Here is a 24,028-nt window from a genome sequence, read left to right on the forward strand (position 1 = left end):
TCCTTGCTATAAATGCAATAAGAATTATTCTCATCTAACCACTTAAAAGGGAGATGAGTCATGACCTATCTGATCGATGCCTGGCTGGACCGCCCGCAGCCGTATCTACGCATTCTCAATCGCAACACCGGCGAGGTTTGCGCCCTCCTTAAGGAAGATGCCCTAGATGAGCTGCGTGATCAGGGTGACCTGGATATGCACGAGCTGAACTCCAGCGAGCCGCTAGTGCTTAAAGAGTTGGTGCGTAATCTGTTTCTCTACTGCTACGCCCGAGCTTTGCGCCCCTGAAACGCATCGCGGGCATGGCCCGCTCCTACACCAGACTTGCTGGAACCTCGTAGGAGCGGGCCATGCCCGCGAAGGAAAGCGCCTGAAACGTTAGAGAACGTCCAGCAGCTCCACATCAAACACCAGCACGCTGTGCGGCGGGATGCTGCCCACGCCTTGCTCGCCGTAAGCCAGCTCGCTCGGCACGTACAGGCGCCATTTGCTGCCGGCATTCATCAGCTGCAGGGCTTCGGTCCAGCCGGCGATCACGCCGCCAACCGGAAACTCGGCAGGCTGACCACGGTCGTAGGAGCTGTCGAATACAGTGCCGTCGATCAGGGTGCCGTGGTAGTGGGTGCGCACTGTGTCTTCGCGAGAAGGCTTGGCACCTTCGCCGGCGGTCAGCACTTCGTACTGCAGGCCAGAAGCCAGAACGATGATGCCGTCACGCTTGGCGTTTTCAGCAAGGAACGCCAGACCCGCACCGGCCGCAGCTTCGGCCTTGGCAGCCGCTTCGGCTTGCATGATGTCACGGATGACTTTGAAGCTAGCGGTCAGTTCTGCTTCGCTAACGCGGCTTGGCTGGCCGGCGAAGGCATCGGTGATACCGGCGATGATGGCGTCCAGGCTGGCACCCGGCGGCGGGTTGTCGCGCAGCTGACCACCCAGCTGACGGCCAATGCCGTAGCTGACGCGGGTTTCGTCAGTCGAGAGATTGAGTTCGGACATAGCACGGCTCCGCTAGGGCTAAAAAAGGTCGGCCAGCCTAGCACAAACCGCCTGACCGCCCTACCCGCCTGCCGCACCCTGACGATGACGCCGACAGCGCTCGGAGCAGTACTTCACCTCATCCCAGCAGCGCGCCCACTTCTTGCGCCAGGTAAAGGGCAGGCCACACACCGCACAGGTTTTAACCGGCAATTCGGCCTTTTTCACAGCGCCTCGCCCGCATCCAGACGCGCCAACAACTGCTCACCCCGCGTCCATAAGCCCTGCTGCTTGGCCTCAGTCATCTTGTCCAAACCGCGATAGATCATGCCCAACCGATGGTTACCGGACAGCTGCTCGCGGTGGCGCATGAGGAAATGCCAGTACAGCGCATTGAACGGGCAAGCCTGCTCACCCACGCTTTCCGTGACCTTGTAGGCGCAGTCGCCGCAGTAGTTGGACATCCGCTTGATGTACTGACCACTGGCGCAATAGGGCTTGGAGCCCAGATAGCCGCCATCGGCGTGCATGACCATGCCCAGGGTGTTGGGCAGCTCGACCCAATCGAAGGCATCCATGTACACCGCCAGGTACCAGTCGCAAACCTGGCTGGGCTGGATACCGGCCAGCAGGGCGAAGTTGCCGGTGACCATCAGCCGCTGGATATGGTGAGCATAGGCATGCTCCAACGTCTGGCCGATGGCCTGACTCATGCATTTCATACGGGTTTTACCGGTCCAGTAGAACTCCGGTAGCGGCCGAGTGTTGCCGAAGGCATTGCGCTCGGCGTACTCCGGCATGTGCATCCAGTAGATGCCGCGCACGTATTCGCGCCAACCAATCAGCTGACGAATAAAGCCCTCGGCAGCGTTCAGCGGCACCTGGCCGCGCCAGTAAGCCGCCTCGACATCCGCACACAGGCGACGGACATCCAGCAGGCCGATATTCAGCGCCGCACTGATCCGCGCATGAAACAGAAACGGCTCACCGACCGCCATGGCGTCCTGATAATCGCCAAAGGCCGGCAGGGCGAAATCGAGAAAATGCTGCCACAGCGCTTCGGCCTCGGCATGGGTCACCGGGTAATCGAAAGCCGCCAGACTGCCGTAGTGATGACTGAAGCGCTCGGCCACCAGTACCAGCACGTCCTGGGTAATGGCATCCGCCGGGAAGCGTGCCGTCATCGGCGCCTTGATCTGCTTGGGCAGTGCCTTACGGTTTTCCGCATCGAAGTTCCATGCGCCGCCCACCGGGGTACCGTCGCCATTGAGCAGCAAGCCGGTCTTGCGGCGCATCTCGCGGTAGAAAAACTCCATGCGCAGCTGCTTGCGCCCCTCGGCCCACTGAACAAACTCGTCACGACCACAGATAAAGCGGCTGTCGGCATGCCAGGTGATCGGCACGCCGCTGCGCTTCAACTGATCTTCCAGCCGCCACTCACCACACTCGGTGACATGCACTTCAGTCGCCTGCAACTGCGCGGCCCAGCGCTGCAACTCTCCCGGCAGCGAGCCGCTGTTGTCCGGGTCGTCCAGTGCTACGTACTGCACGCGCCAACCACGCTCGCGCAATGCCTCGGCAAAGTGACGCATGGCACTGAAGATCAGCGCAATTTTCTGCGGGTGGTGCGGCACATAGTCCGTTTCGGCGGCCACCTCGGCGAGCAACACCACATCCTGCTGCGGGTCCAGAGCCTGCAGACTGGGCAGATCGAAAGACAGCTGATCACCCAGTATCAGGGCGAGCCGGCGAGTGGTCATAACACAACAACCTCGGTGTTTGGGCAGCGCCGTAAATGGCTCAGCACGATGTGGTAGGCATCCAGACTGAATGCCTGGGATGGCTGCTGACTGACGGAATGAAGCAAGGCCGGGTCATCGACCGTGGCCAGGTAGCGCCACTGATCCAACACATGCCACTGCGAGAGCCCATGTTCAGGATCACGCTCAACCAGCGCGACAGTCCCCGGCCAGGGCCAGGCCACCGTACGCAGCTGTTCGCAGGCGGCCAGCAGCCGGGCATCATGCGCAGCGCGCGGCTCTTGCCCGCAGCAGGCGCCCTGACAGCCGCCCAGTTGAGTGGCAAAGCACGCGCCCATGCCCGCTTCCAGACCGATCAGGCGTAAACACAACTGATGCTTGCGCGCCTGGCTGCGCAGCCAGTCCTGAGCCTGACGCCGTGAGCGGAATAAACCAACACTGCTGTCAATCGGTGCATGGGTGTCGACACCCTGCAATGCCAGCTGCCAACCGCCCGGAGACTGGCTAAGGCTCCACGTCAGCAGTTCACGCTGGCGCCGCAGTTGCCGGTTATACAACGGCAAAAGCCGCTTGACCTCCGCAGCCTCCAGCAAGAGCGCACCCAGCTCGCCGGCTGTAGGCTGCACGCGCACCTCACGGATCTGCTGAGCCACCTGCAGGCTTCGACGGCTGTGGTGATCATTCTGGAAATGCGATTGCACACGCTGACGCACATTACGGCTTTTGCCGATATACAGCAGCGCCTGGTTGTCGCCATAAAAGTAGTAAACACCCGGCCGCGCAGGCAGCGCTTGCAATCGCTCAGCACTGAGGAACCGAGGGACTGCCGCTTTGCGTAGTTGGCGTTGCACTTGAACGTCCAGTAGCTCAGCGGGCACCTGCGATTGCAAACTGGAGAGCAACTGCCAAACGGCATCAGCGTCCGGTAGTGCGCGATGACGGAAGAAACGCCGGATCTGTTGACGCTCACACAGCGCCTCCAGACTGTAATCCGGTAAATCCGGCCAGGCGGCACGCGCGAGCCGCACGGTGCACAACTGCCGGTAACGCACCGACAGGCCTGCGAGAGTGAAGGCCCGCCGCAAAAATGCATGCGCCACACGCAGGTTGTGCCCGACCACCACCCGCCCTTCCAGCAACCGGGACAGCTCGCCAGCAATCTCGGCAAACACAGGCTGCTCGTCCAACTCTGCCGGTAACACACCTGACAGCCTCGAAACAGTGCGGGGCAGCGCACATGCGGGCTTTAACAACCAGGAGTGGCGCGCCACCACCGAACCCGCCTCGACCTGCAACACGGCAATTTCCCAGATGCAGTCCTTGTCAGGATGCATGCCGGTGATTTGCACATCGATAACAGCCAGCGGGCGAGCAAGCAGCAGGGTTGTGGGGTTCAAGGCATTACCAGGACGAATTGAAGGAAATCGGTACGCGCAGGGTGTCCTGGGTGCCGTCCTGCATGCCGCACATCTCGTCATGCACCACAGCGTGCACCAGGTGGAACGGGATACGCGGTAAGTCGTGCAGCAGGTCGCGCGCATGCTCAACAGAGCGCAGGTGCAAGGTTTTGCCTTGGCCATCGTTGAGTGGATGGACCCGACCATCCATGTGCGCTTCCAACAAGTAGATGCCGCCCTCAATCGAGATCAGGTTGAGGGCGTCGATATTTCCGGAATGGGCATGCTGTGACAGCTCTTGAAGATTCATGGCTACGTCCTCGGGCAAGCAAAGTTATACAAAAATATATACGAATACAATTCTTGTACAACACAGCAAAAGCACAAGGCACAAACCAAACCGCCCGTCCGTTTTGCAACGGCCGGGCGGCAGGTCCAGCGGCAAACGATCAGTGATCGTGCTTGGTGAGCTTGTCCAGGTAGCCCATGGCAAACGCCGAGAGCACAAAGGCCATATGGATGATCACGTACCACATCAGCTTGGTATCGGGGATGTTCTGCGCATTCATGAACACTTTGAGCAGATGAATGGAGGAGATCGCCACAATGGAAGCCGCCACTTTCATCTTCAGCGAGCTGGAATCCATCTTGCCCAGCCAGCTGAGCTTCTCGGTGCCTTCCTTGATATCCAATTGGGAAACGAAGTTCTCGTAACCGGAGATCATCACCATCACCAGCAGACCGCCCACCAGCGCCATATCGATCAGCGACAACAGCACCAGAATCAGGTCTGCTTCAGCCATGGCAAAGACGTTGGGCAGGATGTGAAAAACTTCCTGAAAGAACTTCAACGCCAGCGCCAACAGGGCCAGCGACAGGCCGAAATAGATGGGCGCCAGCAGCCAACGCGAGGCATACATGGCATTTTCGATAATGCGTTCCATAAGGACTCACTCAGGGTTCAAGACTGCCGGCGAGTATACCCAGCGCCCCCGTCCAGACAACCCTGGCGTGTGGCAATCAAGGCTCGTTGCAGTTATCCCCGACAACTGTGGATAACCTTGTGGGCAGGCTCAGGATGAATGACTGCACGCTTGCACGGCAGCGGCTTCCAGGAGGCTGGTCAGAAACTCGCCAGACGCCTGCTCAGATGTCTGGATGGCGCTGGCAGTCGCGCAGTGGATGGCCACGATCACCGTTTAGGCGACGCAACTCCGCCTGGATATGCAGGCGCCAGATCGGCACATCAGCGGCTTGCTCATAGCCCATGCCCTGCAGGTTTTCAGCGATATCGACAAGGATGCTTTCAGCAGCAAAAGCCCCGTGGAATGGGCCTTGTGCCTTAATCGTGGAAGGCTGCGCCCCAGCCATGCCTGCCGCACAAATCAGCGTCCAAAGGCCGTTGTTACCGGCCAGCGGCAACACCACGCATTCAATACGGGTGTCCAGGCCCAAGCAGTGACGGGTGAGATTGAGGCTGCGCACCATGGCGATGACCCTCTCGGGAGCAGGTCTTCAGCCTACACCCGAGCGAGCGCCACTGGGAAGCCAACAGTTATCCCCGCTTGCTGTGGATAACTGTGTGGATGAAGTGAGGAAAAGCCGGCCTGAGCCAGGCGCGCGGGCCGGCGGAGCAATTCGCTCAGTGACTGACCAGCCACCGGGCGAATTGTCGCAGCCGGACGGTCATTCAGCCGCCGGTTTTTTCGCCCGAGGCTTCTTCTCCTTGGCCGCAGCAGCCGGTTCTTCCTTCTTCGGCTCCTCTTTGTCCTCCTCTTCCATGCCCATGGCGGCGATATCACGCAGACGTTCAACCACCCGCGCATTGACGCTGCCCGCCGGGAACTGGCCCTGCTCATTCGGTGAGCCGGCATCCGCGCCGACCAACAGACTCAGCGCCTCATCGACCTGACGCACGGCATAGATATGGAACTGCCCGGCACGTACCGCCTGCAGCACCCGTTCATCAAGCATCAGGGTGGTGACGTTGGAGTGCGGAATGATCGCGCCCTGCTCGCCCGTAAGGCCGCGGGCCTCGCACAGGCGGAAGAAGCCTTCGATCTTCTCGTTGACCCCACCCACCGCCTGCACTTCACCGAACTGGTTGATCGAGCCGGTGATGGCGAAACACTGCTTGAGCGGCGTGCGCGACAGGGCCGAGATCAGCGTGCAGACCTCACCGAGCGAGGCGCTGTCACCGTCGACATAACCGTAGGACTGCTCCAAGGCGATGCTCGCGGAGATCTCCAGGGGGAATTCCTGGGCGTAACGGCTACCCAGGTAACCGGTAAGGATCATCACGCCCTTGGAGTGGATCGGTTGGCCGAGATTAACCTCACGTTCGATGTCGACGATGCCGCTGCCACCCGGATAGACCGTGGCGGAAATCCGCGCGGGTACGCCAAAGGCCGAATCGCCGACTTCAAGCACAGTCAGGCCGTTGCACTTGCCCACGGCCGCACCGGCGGTATCAATGAGGATGATACCGGCCAGCATGTCGTCGATGATCCGCGCCGAGACGCGACCGGTGCGCGTGGCCTTGGCCTTTAGCGCGCGCTCGATATGCCCGGCGTCGGTCACTTCATCCCCAGCCAGGCTGCGGATAAAGTCGGCTTCGCTGACCAGTTGAAACAGATCACCAATACGCGCCGACAAACGCCCCTGATGCTCGGCCAGGCGCGCACTGTAGGTCGCCACACGCGCTACAGCAGCCGCAGTCAGCGGTGCCATGCCCTCTTCCGAGGTGCGGGTTTTCATCAGCTGGGCGAACTGCTCCAGGCTGTCGTCGGCCAGCGGGATGTCTTCATCGAAATCGACCAGCACGCGGAACATCTCCTGGAAGTCCGGATCGAGATCCTGCAGCGTGTAATACAGCTGGCGCGAGCCGATGATCACCACCTTGAGGTGCAGCGGAATCATCTGCGGAGTCAGGGTCACGGTGGCGATGCGACCGAGGTCACCGAGCGGCGACTCCATTTTCAGCTGACGCGATTGCAGCGCGCGCTTGAGCGCATCCCAGACAAACGGCTCGCCGAGCATCTTCTCCGCTTCCAGAATCAGAAAACCGCCGTTGGCGCGGTGCAGCGCGCCAGGGCGCAGCTGGCGGTAGCTGGTGTAGAGCGCGCCCTGATCGGTGTTGTATTCGATGCGGCCAAACAGATTGTCGTAGGTCGGGTGCGGTTCGAACACCACCGGAGCGCCGCCCTGGGCGTGATGACCGACCACCAGGCTCGGGCAGTACTGTTCTTCGAGCAGCTTGCGGGTCTGCGCATCGGCTTTTTCCACTTCGACCAGTTGATCGACCACGGTTTTCAGCAGATTAACCTGCACCGCCTGCAGGTAGGCGCAGACCCCGGCGTTTTCCGCGTACTTCTGCGACAGCGGCGCGAGCAGCGGCTGCAGGGCGATGGTGATGGTTTCTTCATTGAGCTGACGCAGCAGGTTGCTCGACTCGCGCTTCCACTGCGGCAGACTGGACAGCTCCTCGTTGAGGCGCTCTTCCAGGGTGGCGATATCGGCATGGAAGCGCTCGCGCTCGGCTTCCGGCAGCTGGGCAAACTCGGCCTCATCCAGCGCCTTGCCATCGAGCATCGGGGTAAAAGCGATATTGCTGCTGTCACGATAGAGGGCGACGCTCTTTTCCAGCGACAGGCGCTCGACCACATCCAGGGCCTGGTCGTAGCGCTTGTTGAAGTCGCGGTCGATGGCGTTTTTCTTCTGCTGGAACGAGGGGTGCTCGAACACCGCCGGGAAGGTCGCCAGCAGGTTATCGATCAGGCCGTTGATGTCAGCGAGAAACTCGCCGGCAGTACCGGACGGCAACTCCAGCGCGCGCGGCTCGCGCGGTTCATCGAAATGGTTGACATACACCCGGTCAGCCGGCGTCTCCAGGCGCTTGGCTTCAGCCTTGAGGTAGCGTTTGACGAAGGAGAAACGCCCGGTACCGGGCTCCCCCATAACAAACACGTTATAACCGGGGCGCGGCATCGCCACGCCGAACTGCAGCGCCTCGACGGCGCGCTCCTGACCCAATACGCCGCGGAAGGGCTCCAGGTCTTCGGTATCGGTGAAGTTGAACTGCTCAGGGGAAAAGGGACGGGTAAGTGCATCAGGGGGCAGGCGTAACGCGGCAAGGCTGGGCTTGGACATTGCAAATCCTTACATCGGGCGGCTGTGGCCGCAGAGGTGCAGTGATTCTGGAACAGCGCAGCAGCAGGGATCAAGAATTGATTCAGGGCAGCAGTCAGTACGCAGCATTGGTGTACCCTTCGCGGCAGTTCGCCGGACCGGATCAAAGCCCTTTATGCCAATCAACCAACACATGCAATTACCCGTCACGCATGCTGCCCGCCTTGACTATGCCGCGCTATCACACCGGCTCAATGTCAGAGAAGCCCTGGAAGACATTCGCCAGCAGGGGCTGGGCGAACGCATCATCTATTTTTATGTGGTCAACGATGAGCGGGTTTTACTGGGTGTTCTGCCAAGCCGGCGCCTGCTGACCGCGCCACTGGACAAACAACTGGCCGAACTCATGGACACCGCCGTGGTTGCGCTCAAGGAAAGCGCCAGCATCCTGCAAGCCTGCCAATTGCTGACCCGCCACAAATATCTGGCGCTGCCTATCGTGGATGATCAGAAGCGCATCTGCGGCATTGTCGATATTGCCCTGCTCAATGATGAAAGCTATGACCTGCGTCAGCGCGACCAGGCCGATGCGTTGTTTGAAACCCTGGGTTTTCATGTCAATCAGATAGGCGCCGCTTCGCCGCTGTGGGCCTTCCGCCTGCGCGTACCCTGGCTGATGGCAACCATCGCCAGCGGCACCCTGTGTGCAGTTCTCGTCAGTTTCTATGAGCTGACCCTGGCCAACAGCCTGGTGCTGGCGTTTTTTCTCACCCTGGTGCTGGGCCTTGGCGAAAGCGTCAGCATTCAATCCATGTCGGTGACCATCCAGGCGTTGCGCAGTGTCAGCCCAACGCTGCACTGGTACCTACGCAACCTGCGCCACGAGCTGATTACCGCCGCCCTGCTTGGCAGCGCCTGCGGCAGCGTGGTCGGCTTGATCGTCTGGTTATGGCGCGGAGAAGCGCTGGCAGGAGTGGTTATCGGTGGCAGTATTCTGCTGTCCTTGTGCGCCGCCAGCCTGATCGGCCTGAGCATTCCCGCCCTGCTGCACGCCCTTAAACTGGACCCGAAGATTGCCGCAGGGCCGGTGACCCTGGCACTGGCCGACCTCTGCACCCTGCTGTTCTATTTCAGCCTGGCCACCTGGCTGCTGTAGCGCCAGACAAACAAAAACGGAGCCTTGCGGCTCCGTTTTGTATTGCTGCGTGACTTATTGGGCCAGCTTCTTGTAACGCACGCGGTGCGGCTGCGCGGCTGCGTCGCCCAGGCGTTTTTTACGATCCGCTTCGTACTCGGTGTAGTTGCCCTCAAAGAACTCGATATGCGAGTCATCTTCATACGCCAGGATGTGGGTCGCCACGCGATCCAGGAACCAGCGATCGTGAGAGATCACAATGGCGGCGCCCGGGAAGTCGAGCAGCGCTTCTTCCAGCGAACGCAGGGTTTCCACGTCGAGGTCGTTGGACGGTTCGTCCAGCAGCAGCACGTTGGCGCCCTCTTTCAGGGTCAACGCCAGGTGCAAACGGCCGCGCTCACCACCGGAGAGGTCCTTGACGAACTTCTGCTGGTCGCCACCCTTGAAGTTGAAGCGCCCGACATAGGTGCGCGACGGCACTTCATAGTTGCCGATCTTGATCATGTCGGAACCACCAGACACGGCTTCCCACACGGTTTTGCTGCCGTCGAGGTCGTCACGGCTCTGGTCCACGCAGGCCAGCTGCACGGTTTCACCGATCTCGATGCTGCCCGAGTCCGGCTGTTCCTTGCCCATCAGCATGCGGAACAGGGTCGATTTACCGGCACCGTTACCGCCGATCACGCCGACGATGGCGCCCTTGGGCATGCTGAACGACAGGTTGTCGATCAGCGCGCGGTCGCCGTAGCCTTTGCTGACGTTAACGAAGTCGATGACCTTGTCGCCCAGACGCGGGCCAACCGGGATGTAGATCTCGTTGGTCTCGCTGCGCTTCTGGAATTCCTGCGACTGCATTTCTTCGAAACGCTGCAGACGCGCCTTGGACTTCGACTGACGGGCTTTGGCGCCTTTGCGCACCCACTCCAGTTCTTCCTTCATGGCCTTTTCATGGGCTGACTGCTGCTTGGACTCCTGGGCCAGACGATCCGACTTGGCTTCCAGCCAACCCGAATAGTTGCCTTCGTAAGGGATACCCGCGCCGCGGTCGAGTTCGAGAATCCAGCCGGCGACGTTATCCAGGAAGTAACGGTCGTGCGTGATCGCGACCACAGTGCCCGGGAAGTCGTGGAGGAAGTGCTCCAGCCAGGCCACCGAGTCGGCGTCCAGGTGGTTGGTTGGCTCATCCAGCAGCAGCATGTCCGGGGCTGAGAGCAGCAGACGGCACAGGGCCACGCGGCGCTTCTCACCACCGGACAGGTGTTCAACCTTGGCGTCCCAGGCCGGCAGACGCAGGGCATCCGCCGCAACTTCCAGCTGACGCTCGAGGTTGTGGCCGTCGCTGGTCTGCAGAATGGCTTCGAGCTTGGCCTGTTCGGCGGCCAGCTTGTCGAAGTCGGCATCCGGCTCGGCGTACGCGGCGTAGACCTGATCCAGACGCGCCTGGGCGTCCTTGATCTGGCTCACGGCCTCTTCCACCACTTCGCGCACAGTTTTGCTCGGGTCGAGCTGCGGCTCCTGCGGCAGGTAGCCGATATTCAGCTCCGGCATCGGACGGGCTTCGCCGTCGAACTCGGTGTCGACGCCCGCCATGATTTTCAGCAGGGTGGATTTACCCGAGCCGTTGAGGCCGAGTACGCCGATCTTCGCGCCTGGGAAGAACGACAGGGAGATGTTCTTGAGGATTTCCCGCTTCGGCGGTACGACTTTGCCGAGCCGATGCATGGTGTATACGTAAGAGCCTGTTTTGCCTGCTTTGTCACTTTTGGACATGGTTTGATTCGCCTTTAATCCTGTTTTTCAGTGCTTTATGGTAGCGGCAAGCGCTTAAATTCTGGAAAGCAAAACGTTAGATTTTGCGTTGACCCATACTTGTTCCTGACTATACTTAGAAAAGTTATTTTTTATGAGGGAGCAATATGGGTCTCCAGGTCATAGAGCAGGTGGTGAATGGTGCTCGCAGAAAGCTGCTGGTGCAAGACTACATCCCGGTTTACTACCCCAACCTCTACTTGACCATGGAGCACTCGGGCAGAGCACTGGAAACAACAAAGAAGTACCTTGAGCATCTAGTTGTGCTTGAGCAGTTTCTAGCTTTTTCCTCTATTGATCTGATTTCTCGCATCGAACAGCGCCCTGCCAGCCAATACCTGACAGACACTGAACTTTCTCGGTTTGTGTCGGACGCGGGGTTCAGCAAGGAAACCCTGGCCATGAAGTATGCGGGGATGCGTTTGCATCCGACTGCCTACAAATCCGTTGGCAAAGTCCATGCGCGGCAGCGAATCGAGGCGGTACGCGATTATCTGGCCTTCCTCTATGACAAGTTGGGTGATCACTCATCACGATATGAGGCGGTTGACGATGTGAAGAAGCGCATCAACCGCAAGATCAAAGCGGCCAGCCCTGCGTGGAAAAAAACGCGAACGGACGAAATGAAGGGGCTTACGAGTCAGGAGCGAACTCGCTTGCTGGAAATAATGCATCCGGATAGCGCCGAGAATCCCTTTTCAGATGAGGCCATCAGGCTGCGTAACTACATCATTTTGCTGTTGGGTCTCGACATGGGGCTGCGCCGCTCCGAGATGCTGCTGATCAAGACCAGCGATATTCACTGGCACAGTCGTCAACTAGCGGTGGTCAACCTAGAGGATGAGAGCCTCGATCCACGAACGATGGCCCCGCAATTCAAAACCCACGAGCGCATGCTGGTGATGACCGATGACCTGTATGACGCAATCACTGAGTACGAATCGAAATATCGCCACAGAAAGCACCGTAGCGGCGCATCGCGAGCGAGAAGGCATCCGTTTTTGCTGGTGGCGCACAAGCGAAATGAGGGCGGACCTCTGACCATCAAGGCAGTGGATGGCGTTCTGCCCCGGATTCGAGAAATAGCGCCGGAACTGGCTCATGTGCACCCGCATATTTTGAGGCATGACGCGGTCTACACGATGCTGGAAAGCATGCGTGAGGAACTGGCAGCGCTCACGCCGGAGGATCGCACCACGCAAGTTCAAAAGATCCTCACATGGATGTTCGGCTGGAGTCCCGACTCGAACATGCCCGGCCTCTACGGCGCGAAATTCTGGAAGGAAGAGGCAGACAAAGCGATACAGAAACGGGCCGAGCGGTTTACGGCCAGCCGTCAGAAGGCCGGCACAATACAAGGAGGTTCAGAGTGAACATGGCTGTGGAAGCACTACAGGCACCCACTAAGGACACCCTTGATGCATGGCTAAACACGCCTCGCTTGGCGAAATGTGGTGAGCTGTTCACACCAGCCGAACCGATGTGGAAACCGGACAAATCGGCTGGTTATTCAGTCAACTGGAAAGCTGCTATTGACTGCGTCTCGCCGGATTGGCAGCCCTGGTTGCACGCCGCCCTGGCGTACCGAATGGCCGATGTGGCGGCGTGCACGATTGTTTACACCTCCAGTGTGTTGTCGCGGACTGCTCAGGCCGGGCTTGACCCGCTCAACGAGGATCACTTGATCGATCTGCGGGAGCGCTTTAGTGATAGTGAGTTTAGTTCCATTGCCGCTTTTATTGCGTTTTGGCACGACTGCGAATCACTCGAACAGCGTCCGCCGCTCCCCCTGATCGATGCCTACAAGGAACTGCCAAGGAAACCGAAATCCAGTAACGATGCGATCCTCAGCCTGGACCCAGAGAAAGGCCCGTTAACACAGTTTGAACAGAACTCGCTGCACCAGTGGATACATGAGATGTTTTGGCGCGGTCAGTTAGGCCCCGAGCAGTTCCTTTACCTGTGCATCTCGATGATCTACGGGCAGCGTGGCCATCAAAACAGGATGATGGTTTTTGATGACTTCAGGAAGACTGACCAAGGCTACAAGATACTGATTCACTGGGCAAAGCAAAGCGGCGACGAGACGGGCTGGCGAAGAAAGGCCGAAACATTCCCTCTGGATGAGGACCTCTACAACATCGTGCAGGCCTACAAAGCAATCGTTTTGGCCCAACTCTGGCAAGCGTATCCAGACGGTGCCAACTGGGATGTAGCCATTAAGAATGTTCCCCTCTTCCGTAAGAGACTGGATGCTGACAAAGCACAACCTCAGGAGCTGCGGACCCCTCCTGTGCTGCTCGATAGCCCCCTGCAAAAAGGCCTCGAAGAGGCGCCGGATTCGACCTTTCATGTCTCAGGACGCGTGGTCGGGCAATGGCTTGCTCGCATCGAGCAGATGGAGGGCTTTCCGACTTCGCCTCGCACCCATCAGCCGCTGAAAGTGACACGGGCCCACCGGTTCAAGCACACCTTCGGCACGGACCTTTCCAATGCGGGGCTGAATGAGTGGGCGATGGCCAGCGCATTGATGCACAAGAATACTAATACAGTGCGAAAGTACCGTGCCGTGTCGGCGGAATTGCTGGGGTTGATCGACGCGAAGATGAGCGACCATCTGACCCTGGTGGTGAATGCGTTCACCGGGATTATCGTCACGGATCGTACCTCAGCGATAAACGGGGACCGAGCGGATCGACAAATCGAAGATTTGGCAGTTTGCGGTGCCACTGCCGCCTGCCATCTCGATGCTCCGTACACCTGTTACGCATGCGGAAAGTTCCAACCCCTTCTGTACGCCGATCACCACGCGGTCCTTAAGCGACTGGAGAGTCGTCGAGAACAAACCATTGACACGGATAAAACTACCGGCGTGGTTTGGGATCGAGCCATTCTGGCTTGCCGCAAAGTCATTCTGGATTGCGAGGCCATGCGCCAATCAGAGGGAAAGGCGAATGACTGAAACGCCAAACAACGTTATCGACTTTAAGCCCCAGAGCCAACTGGCTGCTGAGGATCAGCTCGCGGCATTTATCGAGTGGGGAAAACTGACCCTGCTCAAGGGCATTCCCAATCGAGTGCGCGCGAGTATTCGCTGGGAAGACACCAGCTGGCACCAGCATGGCTTCAAAGGCTGTAGCTTCTCTGCGCTTGGATCGACCAGAGCTGCCCAAAAGGCGATGCAGGCACCCTTCACCGATTTTGCCAAAGCCATTCTGGTGTACCGAAGGGTGTATTTGCAGAAAAGCCAGACGAAGGACTGGCTGAGCGCATTGAAGGCGCTGGAAGCCGCCCTGTTCGAGCTGACCGGCACGCGTGATGTGACGCAGGTGTCCGCCGCTACCTGTAATAAAGCGTGCGACCACATGCAGCGTCAATGGACAAAAGGCAATACAGCATACGATATCAGTAAGTCACTTGACGCACTCATCAATCTGATGCGGGAAAAAAAACTGCTCAAATCGGATTTCCGGTGGGAATCTTGGCTGAAGCAGAGGCCGGCCGGCACGCTCAAACAGCAAAGAGCGAATCAGGAGCAGAAGCTGCCCGACCCTGAAGCAATCAAAGCCCTCGGGGAAGTGTTCAATAACGAATTGACCACCCCCCTCGACATCATAGTGACATCCGCCTGTGCGCTGTTGCTGAGCACACCCAGCCGCGTGGGTGAATTGGCGGATGTTGAGTTGGATTGCATCGTCTTCAAAGAGGATACCCAGGGCAATCAGCGCATGTTCCTGCGCTGGTACGCCGAAAAGATGAACGAGGTGATACTTAAGGCCGTCGTTAAGCCTGAGATGGAGCCGGTCGTCGAGCGGAGCATCGAGTTACTGAAACCGATCACTGACGAAGCGCGGACTTACGCCGCCTGGCTGGAAGATCATCCCGATGAGTTTCCGCCCCATGAAGGAGTCCCATCCAAGGGGCCTGATGAGCCGCTGACATACGCGGAAGCCTGTTCCGCACTGAAACTCTCCGTTATTAAGACCGATCGCCCGCGAAACGTATTCAAAAGGTTCCTGAAAGGCATAAAGCAGCAAAAGGCTCTCAGCCCCACCGCCCGAGCCCTCTTGACCGAGTTTCTTGACGGCTGGGACTCCAGCAGAGGGAGGAAAATAACTATTAAGGGCAGGCAAGGAGTCCTGCGTTATGAGTTTGACGACCGGTTTGTGCTCACGCTGCGCAGACTCAATGTACTGTTGCGGGATAAGTATCTTCCAAAGGATTTTCCGTACACCACGCCGAATACGGGAATCAAAGCTCGTCGAGTGAAGTACCGTGATGCGTTGTTCACAGTACGCACGGGAGCAATGGCTATGGCCTCAGGTGGGGCGACTTCGAAAAGCGGGCTTGGCGTGGAGATCGCGGCGAATACTGACCGCCTCAATACGCAATTAGGCGGCCCGAACGACCCGAACAAGAAAAGTCTGTTCGAGCGCTGGGGATACAAAGGTCTCAAGGTCAAAACGCACGCGTTTCGGCACGAATTAAACACGCAGATGCACCGGGCGGGTCTGTCGCAGCTCTTGATTGATGCTTTCTCCGGGCGCACGTCGATGGGGTCGGTCTACAACCATGAAACCGTCGAGGAACGCACCCAAAGGGTTGCGGATTACCACCCACAAACGAAGCACAGCACCGCTGCTCAGCGTCTGGACAAGGTCAAAACCAATCAGCCGCTGAACCTGGCTGATGTGAGGGAACTGCAAGAGGGTGAGCAAGACCGCATTATCCATCAAACCCATCTCGGCGTTTGTGTGCACAACTTCGCGTCCGAGCCCTGCCCGAAAATGGGCGCTTGCCTGGACTGCGGGCGGCTTGGCTGCGTCAAGGGGGATGAGGTGAAGTTGGCCAACCTCAAGGAAGAACGCGACGACCTCAAACGCCGCCTCGAAAAAGCCCTGGATGCGCAGTCTCGGGGTGTGTTTGGGGCCTCGGAGTCGGCAAAAAAACTGGGTGAGAGGCTCTTTAAGTGCGAAGCGCTCATCCAAACGCTGGAAAACCCCGAACTCGAAAACGGTGCCATTGTGTGGAACGCCGATAACGGCTGGACCCTTACCAAGAACGCCGCCGCAATGTCGGGGCTGATCGAAGTCAAATTCATTGAAGAGAACCAGACGCAAGAGGCGTTGCCATCGCTGGATGACGTCTTGGCTTTGCTGGATGAGATCGAGGGTTAGCGATGGGCCATTTAACGCCAAAGGATGAGAAACGCATCATTAAGCTGATTGAGGAATGGCCAGAGCCGAAGCTGACCTGGCCTTTGCTCGTTGACGCCTGCAAAGAAAAACTGGGTATCAGTCGTGCTCGCCAGTCGCTGATGAATCTACCTGCCGTGGATTTAGCAATGAAGAATGCCAAGGCGGGATTGAAGGCTAAGAAGCTGAAGCCGGGCTGGATTAGCGATATTCAGGCAGCCAACGAGCGCATTGAGGAACTGACAGCGACCAATCAGAAGCTGGCAGCTGCTGTTCGAGATATGCATAGCCGGTTTTTGATCTGGCAAGCCAATGCGGATATGCACGGGCTAACGCAATCAATGTTGGAGCGGCCGGTTTCACAGCTTAAAAAGAAGACCTGATCCGGTGTTCAGAAACTTATGCCATCCCTGCCAAGTTGCTATTACCGGCGTTCGACGTTTACGTTTGGAGCTTCGAGGTCGGTGGGGTTCTACCCCGTTAGCATGGCCACCAGCACCATGAGTTTCAAAGAACAGCTACAGGAAGCCCGCGCCAAATCCTTCATCGAAAAACCCATACTGGCGGAAACCATTGACTTCAATGAGCCCTACCGTCATTGAGGCTATAGGCATTTCGGTTGATGAATATCGGCAACAAAAGCGGATTGAGGTTTACGTCAAGGCTCAGGAGGCAACTGGCAAAGACCCGAACGGTTCTGCGCTCACACTCTTGACGTGTCTTCTGATCAAGAGCAGGCCTGGCGTTTGGATCGGCACCGCAGAACTGCATCTGCTCTGGGCATGGAGTGGGATGAATACAAGGAACTCAATCGCATCAGCGAATAACGACCGCTCCCCCTTCACTTACCTGTAGCAAAAGTGAACGCTTCTGCTCTGGGACGTATTGCATGCTGGTGTGTTTTGCATGCAATCTCGCTCTGTTAACAGTTGTAGTGCTTCGGCAGGGAGCAAGGCCGAAGACGCAGCCCACATAGCAAAGGATGGTCTATGGTGTTTCATGTCCCAGACGCAAACTATGGCCTGCTTGAGGATGTCTTGGAGCGCTTTCGCGTCCTTCTCAAGAAAAGCGCTATCACCGGCATCGACGAAACTAGACTCGACCGCTGGATTTCAAATTTTCGTACCGATGAAGAGAATTACCTGGCGGCATGCATGCTGAACCGCCTGATCTATCGCTCACAGGCGATGATCGACAGCTCTATCGACCACCTGCTCCACTGCCTATTGCCGACGTATCTCCGGGAAATTGGCCATTTCCCCCACCCCGACATCGAAAGCTTCCTCAAAGTGCTGCAACTCAACGACAGCGGCTATCCGATCCGGATTGTTGGTGTGGACGGCAGCCGCGCGTTCGACACGGGCAAAAGCGGCGCCTTAATCATTCGCCAGTACAAACGGCGGGCCGGAATATCCAAATTTCTAACCTGCCGGCCAGATGCGCTTGGTGAGCTTTCAAAAAAGGTCCGTTGCCTGGTTTTTGTTGATGACATGCTGGGCACGGGTACTCAGTTCGACACATTCGCAAAGGAACATGCCCTGCATGAAAAAGAGGGCGTCCATATCGTTTACTGTCCTCTGATCGCTCATAGCGAGGGTCTGAAAACTCTCAAAGACAACTGCCCTTGGCTGACCGTCCTTCCGGTGGAAATCTTCGATGGCCAGCATAATTTCTTCTGCGAGCTAAAAGTCCGCCCCGGTATCTGGGGGGTAGATGGTGTCAACACCGTCGATGACGTTAAGGGCTTCTACAACCGGATCGCTGCTAAACACGAAATACCGAAGCTTGGGAAGTTTGACCTGGGACTTGTCCTAGGCTTCGAACATTCGACACCCAATAACTCTCTGTCCATGCTCTGGGCCAGCTCAGGTAAGTGGGCGGCGCTGCTCACAAGGTGATGGCTATGCAAGCGATAGCAGATGCATTCCTGAAGAACCGGGCGGACATCCTGCCACCTGATGTCTCCCAGGAATTCATCGTCCCTCCGTTTTTCCAGGAAATCAGCATCTTTGGCGACAACAAGTCGGTGCGAGTGTTGGGCGGGCGCGGCTGTGGCAAAACGATGCTGCTGCGCTACTTCTGCCATGGATCCAGATTCAGTGCTAATCGCGAGCAGATTAGCGACAGTGAGTTCGATCAGATCGGACTGTATTTCCGCCCCGACACGGGCTTCTGTGCACTGTTGAGCCCTACCTGGCTTCCAGAGCAGCAAGATGGCCACGCGTTCTCCCACTACCTGACGTTAAACCTAATCAACGAAGCTTGTCAGGCTGTTCGGGGAATCAGCGCTGCTAGAAATCTACAAAACGGTGCGCTGGATCTGAGTGGTGTAAAACTGGGTGTCACACTCACAACACAGCTTGATCTTTCGGAGCCTAGCTTCGAGGCGTTGGAGCAGCGAGTCGAGGTGCTACTGGCGGAATTTGATCTTTGGGTACGAAATCCGGGGCGGTGCCAGGAGCCTAAATTCGTTCATTTCACGAAGATCATTCCGGCCCTGGCTGCAGATCTTGCAAAGCATTCTTCACGGCTTAGCTCGGTATCCTTTAGAGTCTTCGTCGACGAATTTGAGAACCTTCTTCAGCGACATCGCGAGATTGTGTGTGATGCAATTAAGCATCCGCAGCAGCACATCACAGTCCACATTGCCCACAAGCGAGATGCAGTCACCGATTTCAAAACCAGCAGCGAAGAGCGGATCATGGCTTCGCATGACATCCGCACTATCGACATAGAAAAATTGTTGCTGGATCGAGAGGGGATGTTCGAGGTTCTTGCCGCAGAGCTTTTTCTCTTCAAGATTTGCCAAGCGGGTGGATACGCCTCATATCCTGCATTCAAGCCAGAGTTGCTGCACGACCCTGTGCATCTGCCGCACCGCCTTTCCGATGAGTACAGAAGAGACATCCTCGGCTACGTCAAACAAGTGTTGCCCGAGTTGCAAGCTCCTGAGATTGCACGCGAAGCCTTGCAGGATGCCGCGCTACGTCGGCGTGTAACTGAGTTCATTAGGAAAGGGTTGGAGCAGCAGGGGCTTGCTAGCCATATAGACCCAGAAACACTGATCAGCGAGGAATACGCTGAGGCAACAGTGGTGCTGGGCGCCATCCTCCACCGTAAGAGCCAGGCCGGTAGGGATGCGGTAAAGCTTTTCCACCATCTGCTAGAGAACGGCAAACTGGCGAGTGATCCGTTCTATAAAACCGGAGGCTGGGTCGATAACAACCTCTATGGGTGTTTGTTCCACCTATATGCGGGCCTCCCCAGGCGACCAAACATCCTTTACTCCGGCTTTTCTCGATTCTGCAAAATCGCCTCGCCAAACCTCCGCTTTTTTATGGAACTCTGCCATACCACCCTGTTGCTGGGGTACCAGCGGCTGTCCGCCAGTGATATTTCGGATCCTCTCCGGGTGAGCTGTGAGAATCAGGCGATTGCAGCACAACAAGTGTCGGCTGCAATGTTCGAGGACATCGTCCAGCTAGGGCCACATGGCGATCGGTTGCTCGATTTTGCCCGCCGCCTCGGTAGCCTTTTCGAGGGGTATAACAAGCGCCGTAGTCAAAGCGAACCTGAGATCAATCACTTTTCCGTGAGTGGCGCCAACTCGACGCCGCTTTCTGAAACGGCCGTGGCGATCCTGCGGGAAGCGAAAATATGGTCGGTGCTCAGGGAGATGGACGATACCAAAGGCAAAGCGGTGTATGACTCCGTGCAATACGAGCTAGTACTGAACACCATCTATGCACCGCACTTCAAAATCAGTTATCGAAAGCGTCGGAAAATCACGCTCACGTCTGATCAGTTGGAGATCATTCTTATGCAATCCGACAAGCAGTTTGAATCGCTCCTCAAGCAGCTTGTGGAAAGCCAAGACGACGATCAGCCAATCCCTCAAACCGGCCGGCTGTTCTGAGGTGACCGTGCGATTTATCAGACAAGATTTGATTGATGACCAGGGCATCAACGCACTTCCAGTGATGGACATTGCGTTTGTTGGGGCTGATGACTTGGACGAAAGAAGCCAGCACTCAGTCGAGCGCTCGAAGAAGCTGGGATGTCAGCATTTTCTCGTTCGCTACGATCCTGGAACGTATACGTTGGCTGTGGGCGACCAGACATTTCGAGCCAACGATGGCGGACTTGAGGACCTTGCACTGCTGTTTAAAGCCGACTCGATCGTGATTGACGCCACCACCTTGGACTTTGCCGAGATCGCATTGCTGCTGTATGCGTATACTTTTTCTGGAAAGCGACCCCGAATCGGTTTTCTTTACGTCGAACCAGAACGGTATGTTAAACGCGAGCTGGAAGATTCGGCGGTCAAAGGAGCCGAATTTGCCTTAAGCGAGGGTTTCACGACGCAATCAATTCCGCCTTTTTCCGGCATGCTGAATCCGCAGGACAAAGTACATCTCGTAGCATTTCTCGGCTTCGAAGGTGGGCGACTTTCCAGAGCTATCACCCAGGACGATGGCCACTTCATGAAGAAGTACAGCGTCGTTTTTGGCATACCTCCGTTCCAGGCTACCTGGGATCTTGAAGCTCTGATGGCAAACAGCAGGTTGCTATCAAACCAAGACGTAACGGTGAAGTTCTGTGGGGCCAACAACCCAAAAGCTGCGTACGACTTGTTAGCAGAAACGCTCCATGCGACTACGGCTCGCAGCGTGTGCAACCGCCTTATGGTTTCCCCGTTTGGCACTAAACCAATGGCGATTGGTGCAGCACTTTTTTGCGCAACGGAGAGACGGCCGCGAGTTCTTTTCGACCATCCACGCCGCAAGAAAGGGCGTACCGTTGGCGTTCACTGCGCCCGCTGGTACGAGGTAGATCTGAGTTAAAGCGCAATCGCCCCGCTCCTAGAGTTGAATCTGAGCGAGGCTTAGAGGTGTCTACGAAACTAGGGGCGATTCATAACTATGCAGGTACAGGCATGCCCAGTAGCGATGTGACAGTCAGATGTTTAGCACATGCCCCTTGAGCGGCAGACTTTCGCCAGCCAGTGCAGGCATCGCTTGTGATCCAGCGGACTACTCTGTCCTGATGCTTCGCCGGGGCGCGTACCCGGAAAACAGACTCGGAATAAGGTCCCTGGCCACTGACGACAATAGCCTTATGCTCAAGACAGCGGGTGCCTACACGAGGAAGCAAGATGTCCCCGACAGTTGCTTGCTGATAATCCGATGAGCCTTTCCCGTCGAGCGAAATCTCCATGCCTGAATTGCGGAAGTCCGAGGTATGAAAATGCGCGACGCCTAGCTGTGAAAATTCTGAGCGGCTGCGGCTTCCACGGATGATAGATACGCCCAAATCTTTCATCGTGACGCCTTGGCTCGCTCGCCGTAATTGCTCATCCATCTCCCTGAACTCGTGGTGTGTCAGCACCATATTTTGAACTGCCAGATCTCGTCCAAAACGGCGCAAGGAGGCAACGTTGAACTCATCGTCCAACCGGCCTAGGACGACGTGCTGTGCTGTAGTTCGACCGAAGCGGACTATCAGCATATAGGACTGAACCTCTACCCGGTGCCCGAAGGCTTTGATGGGTAGCTCATAGCACTCGATTTCAGAAGCCTGTTCGATCAGCATTTTCCGGAAGGGGATACTCTGCGCCCCACAAGGAATATCTGCCCCGACTATGAAAGCGCCAGTGCCAGTCGATTTGAGTCGAGATAAGGACTCAAGCACAAAATAGAGATCAATCGGTGTCCAGTGAAACGCAGCTTCCAAATCGGGACATAACTGCAACAGTCGGCCTTTGGCTTTGGGCGGAAGGCCGTGCACGCCGTAGGGAGGATTGCCGACAACATGATCGAACTCCCTCCCCTCCAGGGAGCATCCCAGCGACGCGGCGGATAGCACGTCGTGCTCCAGATACTCGAAGCCTGGATGCCTCGGGCAGAGATCAATCATTGAAGGCTCCAGCTCAACCCCGACGTAGCTTAGCGGTGCAGCACTATTTCGTACCGCCTCCGCCAGCCGCCCGGATCCTGAGCCTAGCTCCAGCCAATTACCTCCGGATGATCCCAACAAGCGAAGCAACGCATCCGCCATGAGCGGAGGGGTCATGACCTGACCCAGTCGGGCGCGAGGGTCTTTGACCGCCCGATATCGTTTCATAGCTTCTAGTTTTTTCATCTCTCTTCCACCTCCAAGTGCGTGAGAGCTTATGGGCTTGTTGGCTCTGCCCAGGCTTGATATCGTACATACCTATGCCAAGAATCGCAATAAAACCAAGCATCGAAGTACTAACTGCGCGCAGTCAGCTGCGTCGTCATATTCATGCGCTCGGAGTTTCTGAAAGCGAGTATTCTAGGCGTTCAGGCGTACCTCAATACACGATATCCAAGTTTCTCAACGGGCATATAAAAACCATTACACCTGCCGTCGAACAGGCACTAACTTATGCTAATATCGGCATAGCTCATGATGTCACTCAGCTTATTCAGCACCCCGCTATTCAGCAGGCCTTGGGGCATGCGTGGGATGGCACAGAACAGGGTGCGCAATCGCTCGCACTGATGATTGATGCTATCGCCCCAGTTCTTCGCTCTTCGCCCGACAGCGTTGGCCGGTAGCGCAGGCTGTGCCAGCCTAAAGGGATAATTCGCCAATGAGCCCTCTAGCCGACTTCTGCCTGCCACACCACTGCCGTCCGGGACCAGGCGGAAGGGAGGGCGATGCTCGTACTCGCCGCACAGCAAGGGCAAACTTCCTCATTCGAGGAACAGTTGTACTGGTCCCGCAAAGAGCCTACCGAATGTGCGCACTCTAGTAGGACTGTGAAACACAACCGGCTAAGGTTTTTGGCAGTAGCCGTATCTGCACTCAACAAAAAAACTGCTACTGGAATCGCCTGTGTAAATCCGGGAAGAGCAGTTGAGCGAACCATACTGGGAAGCCGGGATAAAGGTCGCGAGACTTGGGTGACGGCGCTTCTACCACCCCAAGCAGCAGCAGCTCCTTGAGCTGATTAGCCGCCGTCTTATCGTGCAGGTTGAAGTACGCCTTGAAGTCAGCGCGCAATACCTCACCCTGAATAATCAGCAGGTATAGCGCACGTGCCCCCTCAGGTTTGATGCCTGCATGGATGAAGCGAGGTTCGAATTGGACAATTCGTGCCAGCCGTTCGCGCAGAACTGGCATTGCCATAGCCTCACGCGCGTACTGAATCTGGTCCTTACAAACCGAAAGCATGAAGCGCACAAACTCAACCAAGCCGGCTTGGGTCAGTTGCCCACGCCCATCCAGGTCACCCCGGCGTCCCTGATCGGCTGCACTGAGGCGCGCGTAATACTCGTCTTGCTTGCGGGCTAGGCCCCGTGAGATGGTTCAGCCTTCTCAACTTATAAAATCCCGCCGTATTCGATACAGCGCAACAACCGACGCACCTGGGTAGCGCCAAGATCAGTGCTGCACAAGTAATGAGGCGCCCTCCCATCCAGGGCAAAATTGGGGGATGCGAGCCATGCGATAGCAGCGGCACGGCTACCGAAGACCTGCGGATTCCACGGTCATCTGGCCACCCATTCCATGAGCATCTGACCACCGATTCCACGCTGATCCGGCCACCCATTCCACGCGCATCCGGCCACTGATTCCACGGCCATCCGGCCACTCAACCGG

The 24,028-nt window shown here is 57.2% G+C and carries 21 protein-coding genes; 10 read left to right on the forward strand and 11 right to left on the reverse strand.

Annotated features, from left to right (window positions below):
• Positions 1–60 precede the first annotated feature (60 nt).
• On the forward strand, positions 61–288 hold the full coding sequence (locus HBN63_RS19295; protein WP_170050524.1) for a hypothetical protein: 228 nt from the start codon (positions 61–63) through the stop codon (positions 286–288).
• Positions 289–378: 90 nt separating this feature from the next.
• Here the strand turns inward: HBN63_RS19295 and HBN63_RS19300 are convergent, their stop codons facing one another.
• From HBN63_RS19300 to HBN63_RS19335, 8 genes are all read right to left on the reverse strand, one after another.
• Positions 379–996 (reverse strand): FKBP-type peptidyl-prolyl cis-trans isomerase, encoded by a 618-nt coding sequence (locus HBN63_RS19300; protein ID WP_170050525.1) that lies wholly within the window; start codon positions 994–996, stop codon positions 379–381.
• 60 nt (positions 997–1,056) lie between these two features.
• Positions 1,057–1,203, reverse strand: a complete 147-nt coding sequence (locus tag HBN63_RS19305) for a DUF2256 domain-containing protein (RefSeq protein ID WP_160085563.1) — start codon at positions 1,201–1,203, stop codon at positions 1,057–1,059.
• Positions 1,200–2,735: a cryptochrome/photolyase family protein gene (locus HBN63_RS19310; protein WP_170050526.1), complete on the reverse strand. Its 1,536-nt coding sequence runs from the start codon at positions 2,733–2,735 to the stop codon at positions 1,200–1,202. The genes HBN63_RS19305 and HBN63_RS19310 overlap by 4 nt, the downstream gene beginning before the upstream one ends.
• Positions 2,732–4,132, reverse strand: coding sequence for an exonuclease domain-containing protein (locus tag HBN63_RS19315; protein WP_262499041.1), 1,401 nt, complete (start codon positions 4,130–4,132; stop codon positions 2,732–2,734). The genes HBN63_RS19310 and HBN63_RS19315 overlap by 4 nt, the downstream gene beginning before the upstream one ends.
• A 4-nt stretch (positions 4,133–4,136) precedes the next feature.
• The gene (locus HBN63_RS19320) at positions 4,137–4,442 is read right to left on the reverse strand and encodes a DUF6482 family protein (protein ID WP_090249432.1); all 306 of its coding nucleotides are present in this window, start codon (positions 4,440–4,442) and stop codon (positions 4,137–4,139) included.
• A 139-nt stretch (positions 4,443–4,581) separates the two neighbouring features.
• Positions 4,582–5,076, reverse strand: a complete 495-nt coding sequence (locus HBN63_RS19325) for a TIGR00645 family protein (RefSeq protein ID WP_090249435.1) — start codon at positions 5,074–5,076, stop codon at positions 4,582–4,584.
• A 202-nt stretch (positions 5,077–5,278) separates the two neighbouring features.
• Entirely contained in the window at positions 5,279–5,620 is a 342-nt protein-coding gene (locus tag HBN63_RS19330; RefSeq protein ID WP_170050528.1) for a hypothetical protein, read from the reverse strand.
• A gap of 198 nt (positions 5,621–5,818) precedes the next feature.
• The gene (locus tag HBN63_RS19335; protein ID WP_170050529.1) at positions 5,819–8,281 is read right to left on the reverse strand and encodes an AAA family ATPase; all 2,463 of its coding nucleotides are present in this window, start codon (positions 8,279–8,281) and stop codon (positions 5,819–5,821) included.
• A 154-nt stretch (positions 8,282–8,435) separates the two neighbouring features.
• Between HBN63_RS19335 and HBN63_RS19340 the strand changes: the two genes are divergently transcribed.
• Positions 8,436–9,416, forward strand: a complete 981-nt coding sequence (locus HBN63_RS19340; protein WP_170050530.1) for a magnesium transporter — start codon at positions 8,436–8,438, stop codon at positions 9,414–9,416.
• Positions 9,417–9,470: 54 nt separating this feature from the next.
• On the opposite strand, the gene ettA is transcribed toward HBN63_RS19340, so the two are convergent.
• Positions 9,471–11,165, reverse strand: a complete 1,695-nt coding sequence (gene ettA, locus HBN63_RS19345; protein WP_170050531.1) for an energy-dependent translational throttle protein EttA — start codon at positions 11,163–11,165, stop codon at positions 9,471–9,473.
• A 146-nt stretch (positions 11,166–11,311) separates the two neighbouring features.
• Here ettA and HBN63_RS19350 point away from each other — a divergent pair, with 146 nt between their 5' ends.
• From HBN63_RS19350 to HBN63_RS19380, 7 genes are all read left to right on the forward strand, one after another.
• Positions 11,312–12,577: a site-specific integrase gene (locus tag HBN63_RS19350; protein ID WP_170050532.1), complete on the forward strand. Its 1,266-nt coding sequence runs from the start codon at positions 11,312–11,314 to the stop codon at positions 12,575–12,577.
• Positions 12,574–14,166, forward strand: a complete 1,593-nt coding sequence (locus HBN63_RS19355) for a site-specific integrase (protein ID WP_170050533.1) — start codon at positions 12,574–12,576, stop codon at positions 14,164–14,166. The genes HBN63_RS19350 and HBN63_RS19355 overlap by 4 nt, the downstream gene beginning before the upstream one ends.
• A complete protein-coding gene (locus tag HBN63_RS19360; RefSeq protein WP_170050534.1) occupies positions 14,159–16,381 on the forward strand; it encodes a hypothetical protein in 2,223 nt (740 codons plus the stop codon). Before HBN63_RS19355 ends, HBN63_RS19360 begins: the two co-directional genes overlap by 8 nt.
• A 2-nt stretch (positions 16,382–16,383) precedes the next feature.
• Positions 16,384–16,782 (forward strand): hypothetical protein, encoded by a 399-nt coding sequence (locus tag HBN63_RS19365; RefSeq protein WP_170050535.1) that lies wholly within the window; start codon positions 16,384–16,386, stop codon positions 16,780–16,782.
• A gap of 606 nt (positions 16,783–17,388) precedes the next feature.
• Positions 17,389–18,297, forward strand: a complete 909-nt coding sequence (locus tag HBN63_RS19370; RefSeq protein WP_170050536.1) for a hypothetical protein — start codon at positions 17,389–17,391, stop codon at positions 18,295–18,297.
• Between the two features lie 5 nt (positions 18,298–18,302).
• Entirely contained in the window at positions 18,303–20,315 is a 2,013-nt protein-coding gene (locus HBN63_RS19375) for a hypothetical protein (RefSeq protein ID WP_170050537.1), read from the forward strand.
• Between the two features lie 7 nt (positions 20,316–20,322).
• A complete protein-coding gene (locus tag HBN63_RS19380; RefSeq protein ID WP_170050538.1) occupies positions 20,323–21,243 on the forward strand; it encodes a hypothetical protein in 921 nt (306 codons plus the stop codon).
• 76 nt (positions 21,244–21,319) lie between these two features.
• On the opposite strand, the gene HBN63_RS19385 is transcribed toward HBN63_RS19380, so the two are convergent.
• On the reverse strand, positions 21,320–22,540 hold the full coding sequence (locus HBN63_RS19385; protein WP_170050539.1) for an N-6 DNA methylase: 1,221 nt from the start codon (positions 22,538–22,540) through the stop codon (positions 21,320–21,322).
• Positions 22,541–22,614: 74 nt separating this feature from the next.
• Here HBN63_RS19385 and HBN63_RS19390 point away from each other — a divergent pair, with 74 nt between their 5' ends.
• The gene (locus HBN63_RS19390) at positions 22,615–22,980 is read left to right on the forward strand and encodes a hypothetical protein (protein WP_170050540.1); all 366 of its coding nucleotides are present in this window, start codon (positions 22,615–22,617) and stop codon (positions 22,978–22,980) included.
• A gap of 265 nt (positions 22,981–23,245) precedes the next feature.
• Here HBN63_RS19390 and HBN63_RS19395 read toward each other — a convergent pair whose 3' ends face one another.
• Complete coding sequence (locus HBN63_RS19395; RefSeq protein ID WP_170050541.1) at positions 23,246–23,548, reverse strand: hypothetical protein; 303 nt, start codon at positions 23,546–23,548, stop codon at positions 23,246–23,248.
• Between the last annotated feature and the right edge of the window lie 480 nt (positions 23,549–24,028).

Origin of the sequence: Pseudomonas sp. WS 5011 (assembly GCF_012985775.1) — a bacterium.
Classification (GTDB): domain Bacteria; phylum Pseudomonadota; class Gammaproteobacteria; order Pseudomonadales; family Pseudomonadaceae; genus Aquipseudomonas; species Aquipseudomonas peli.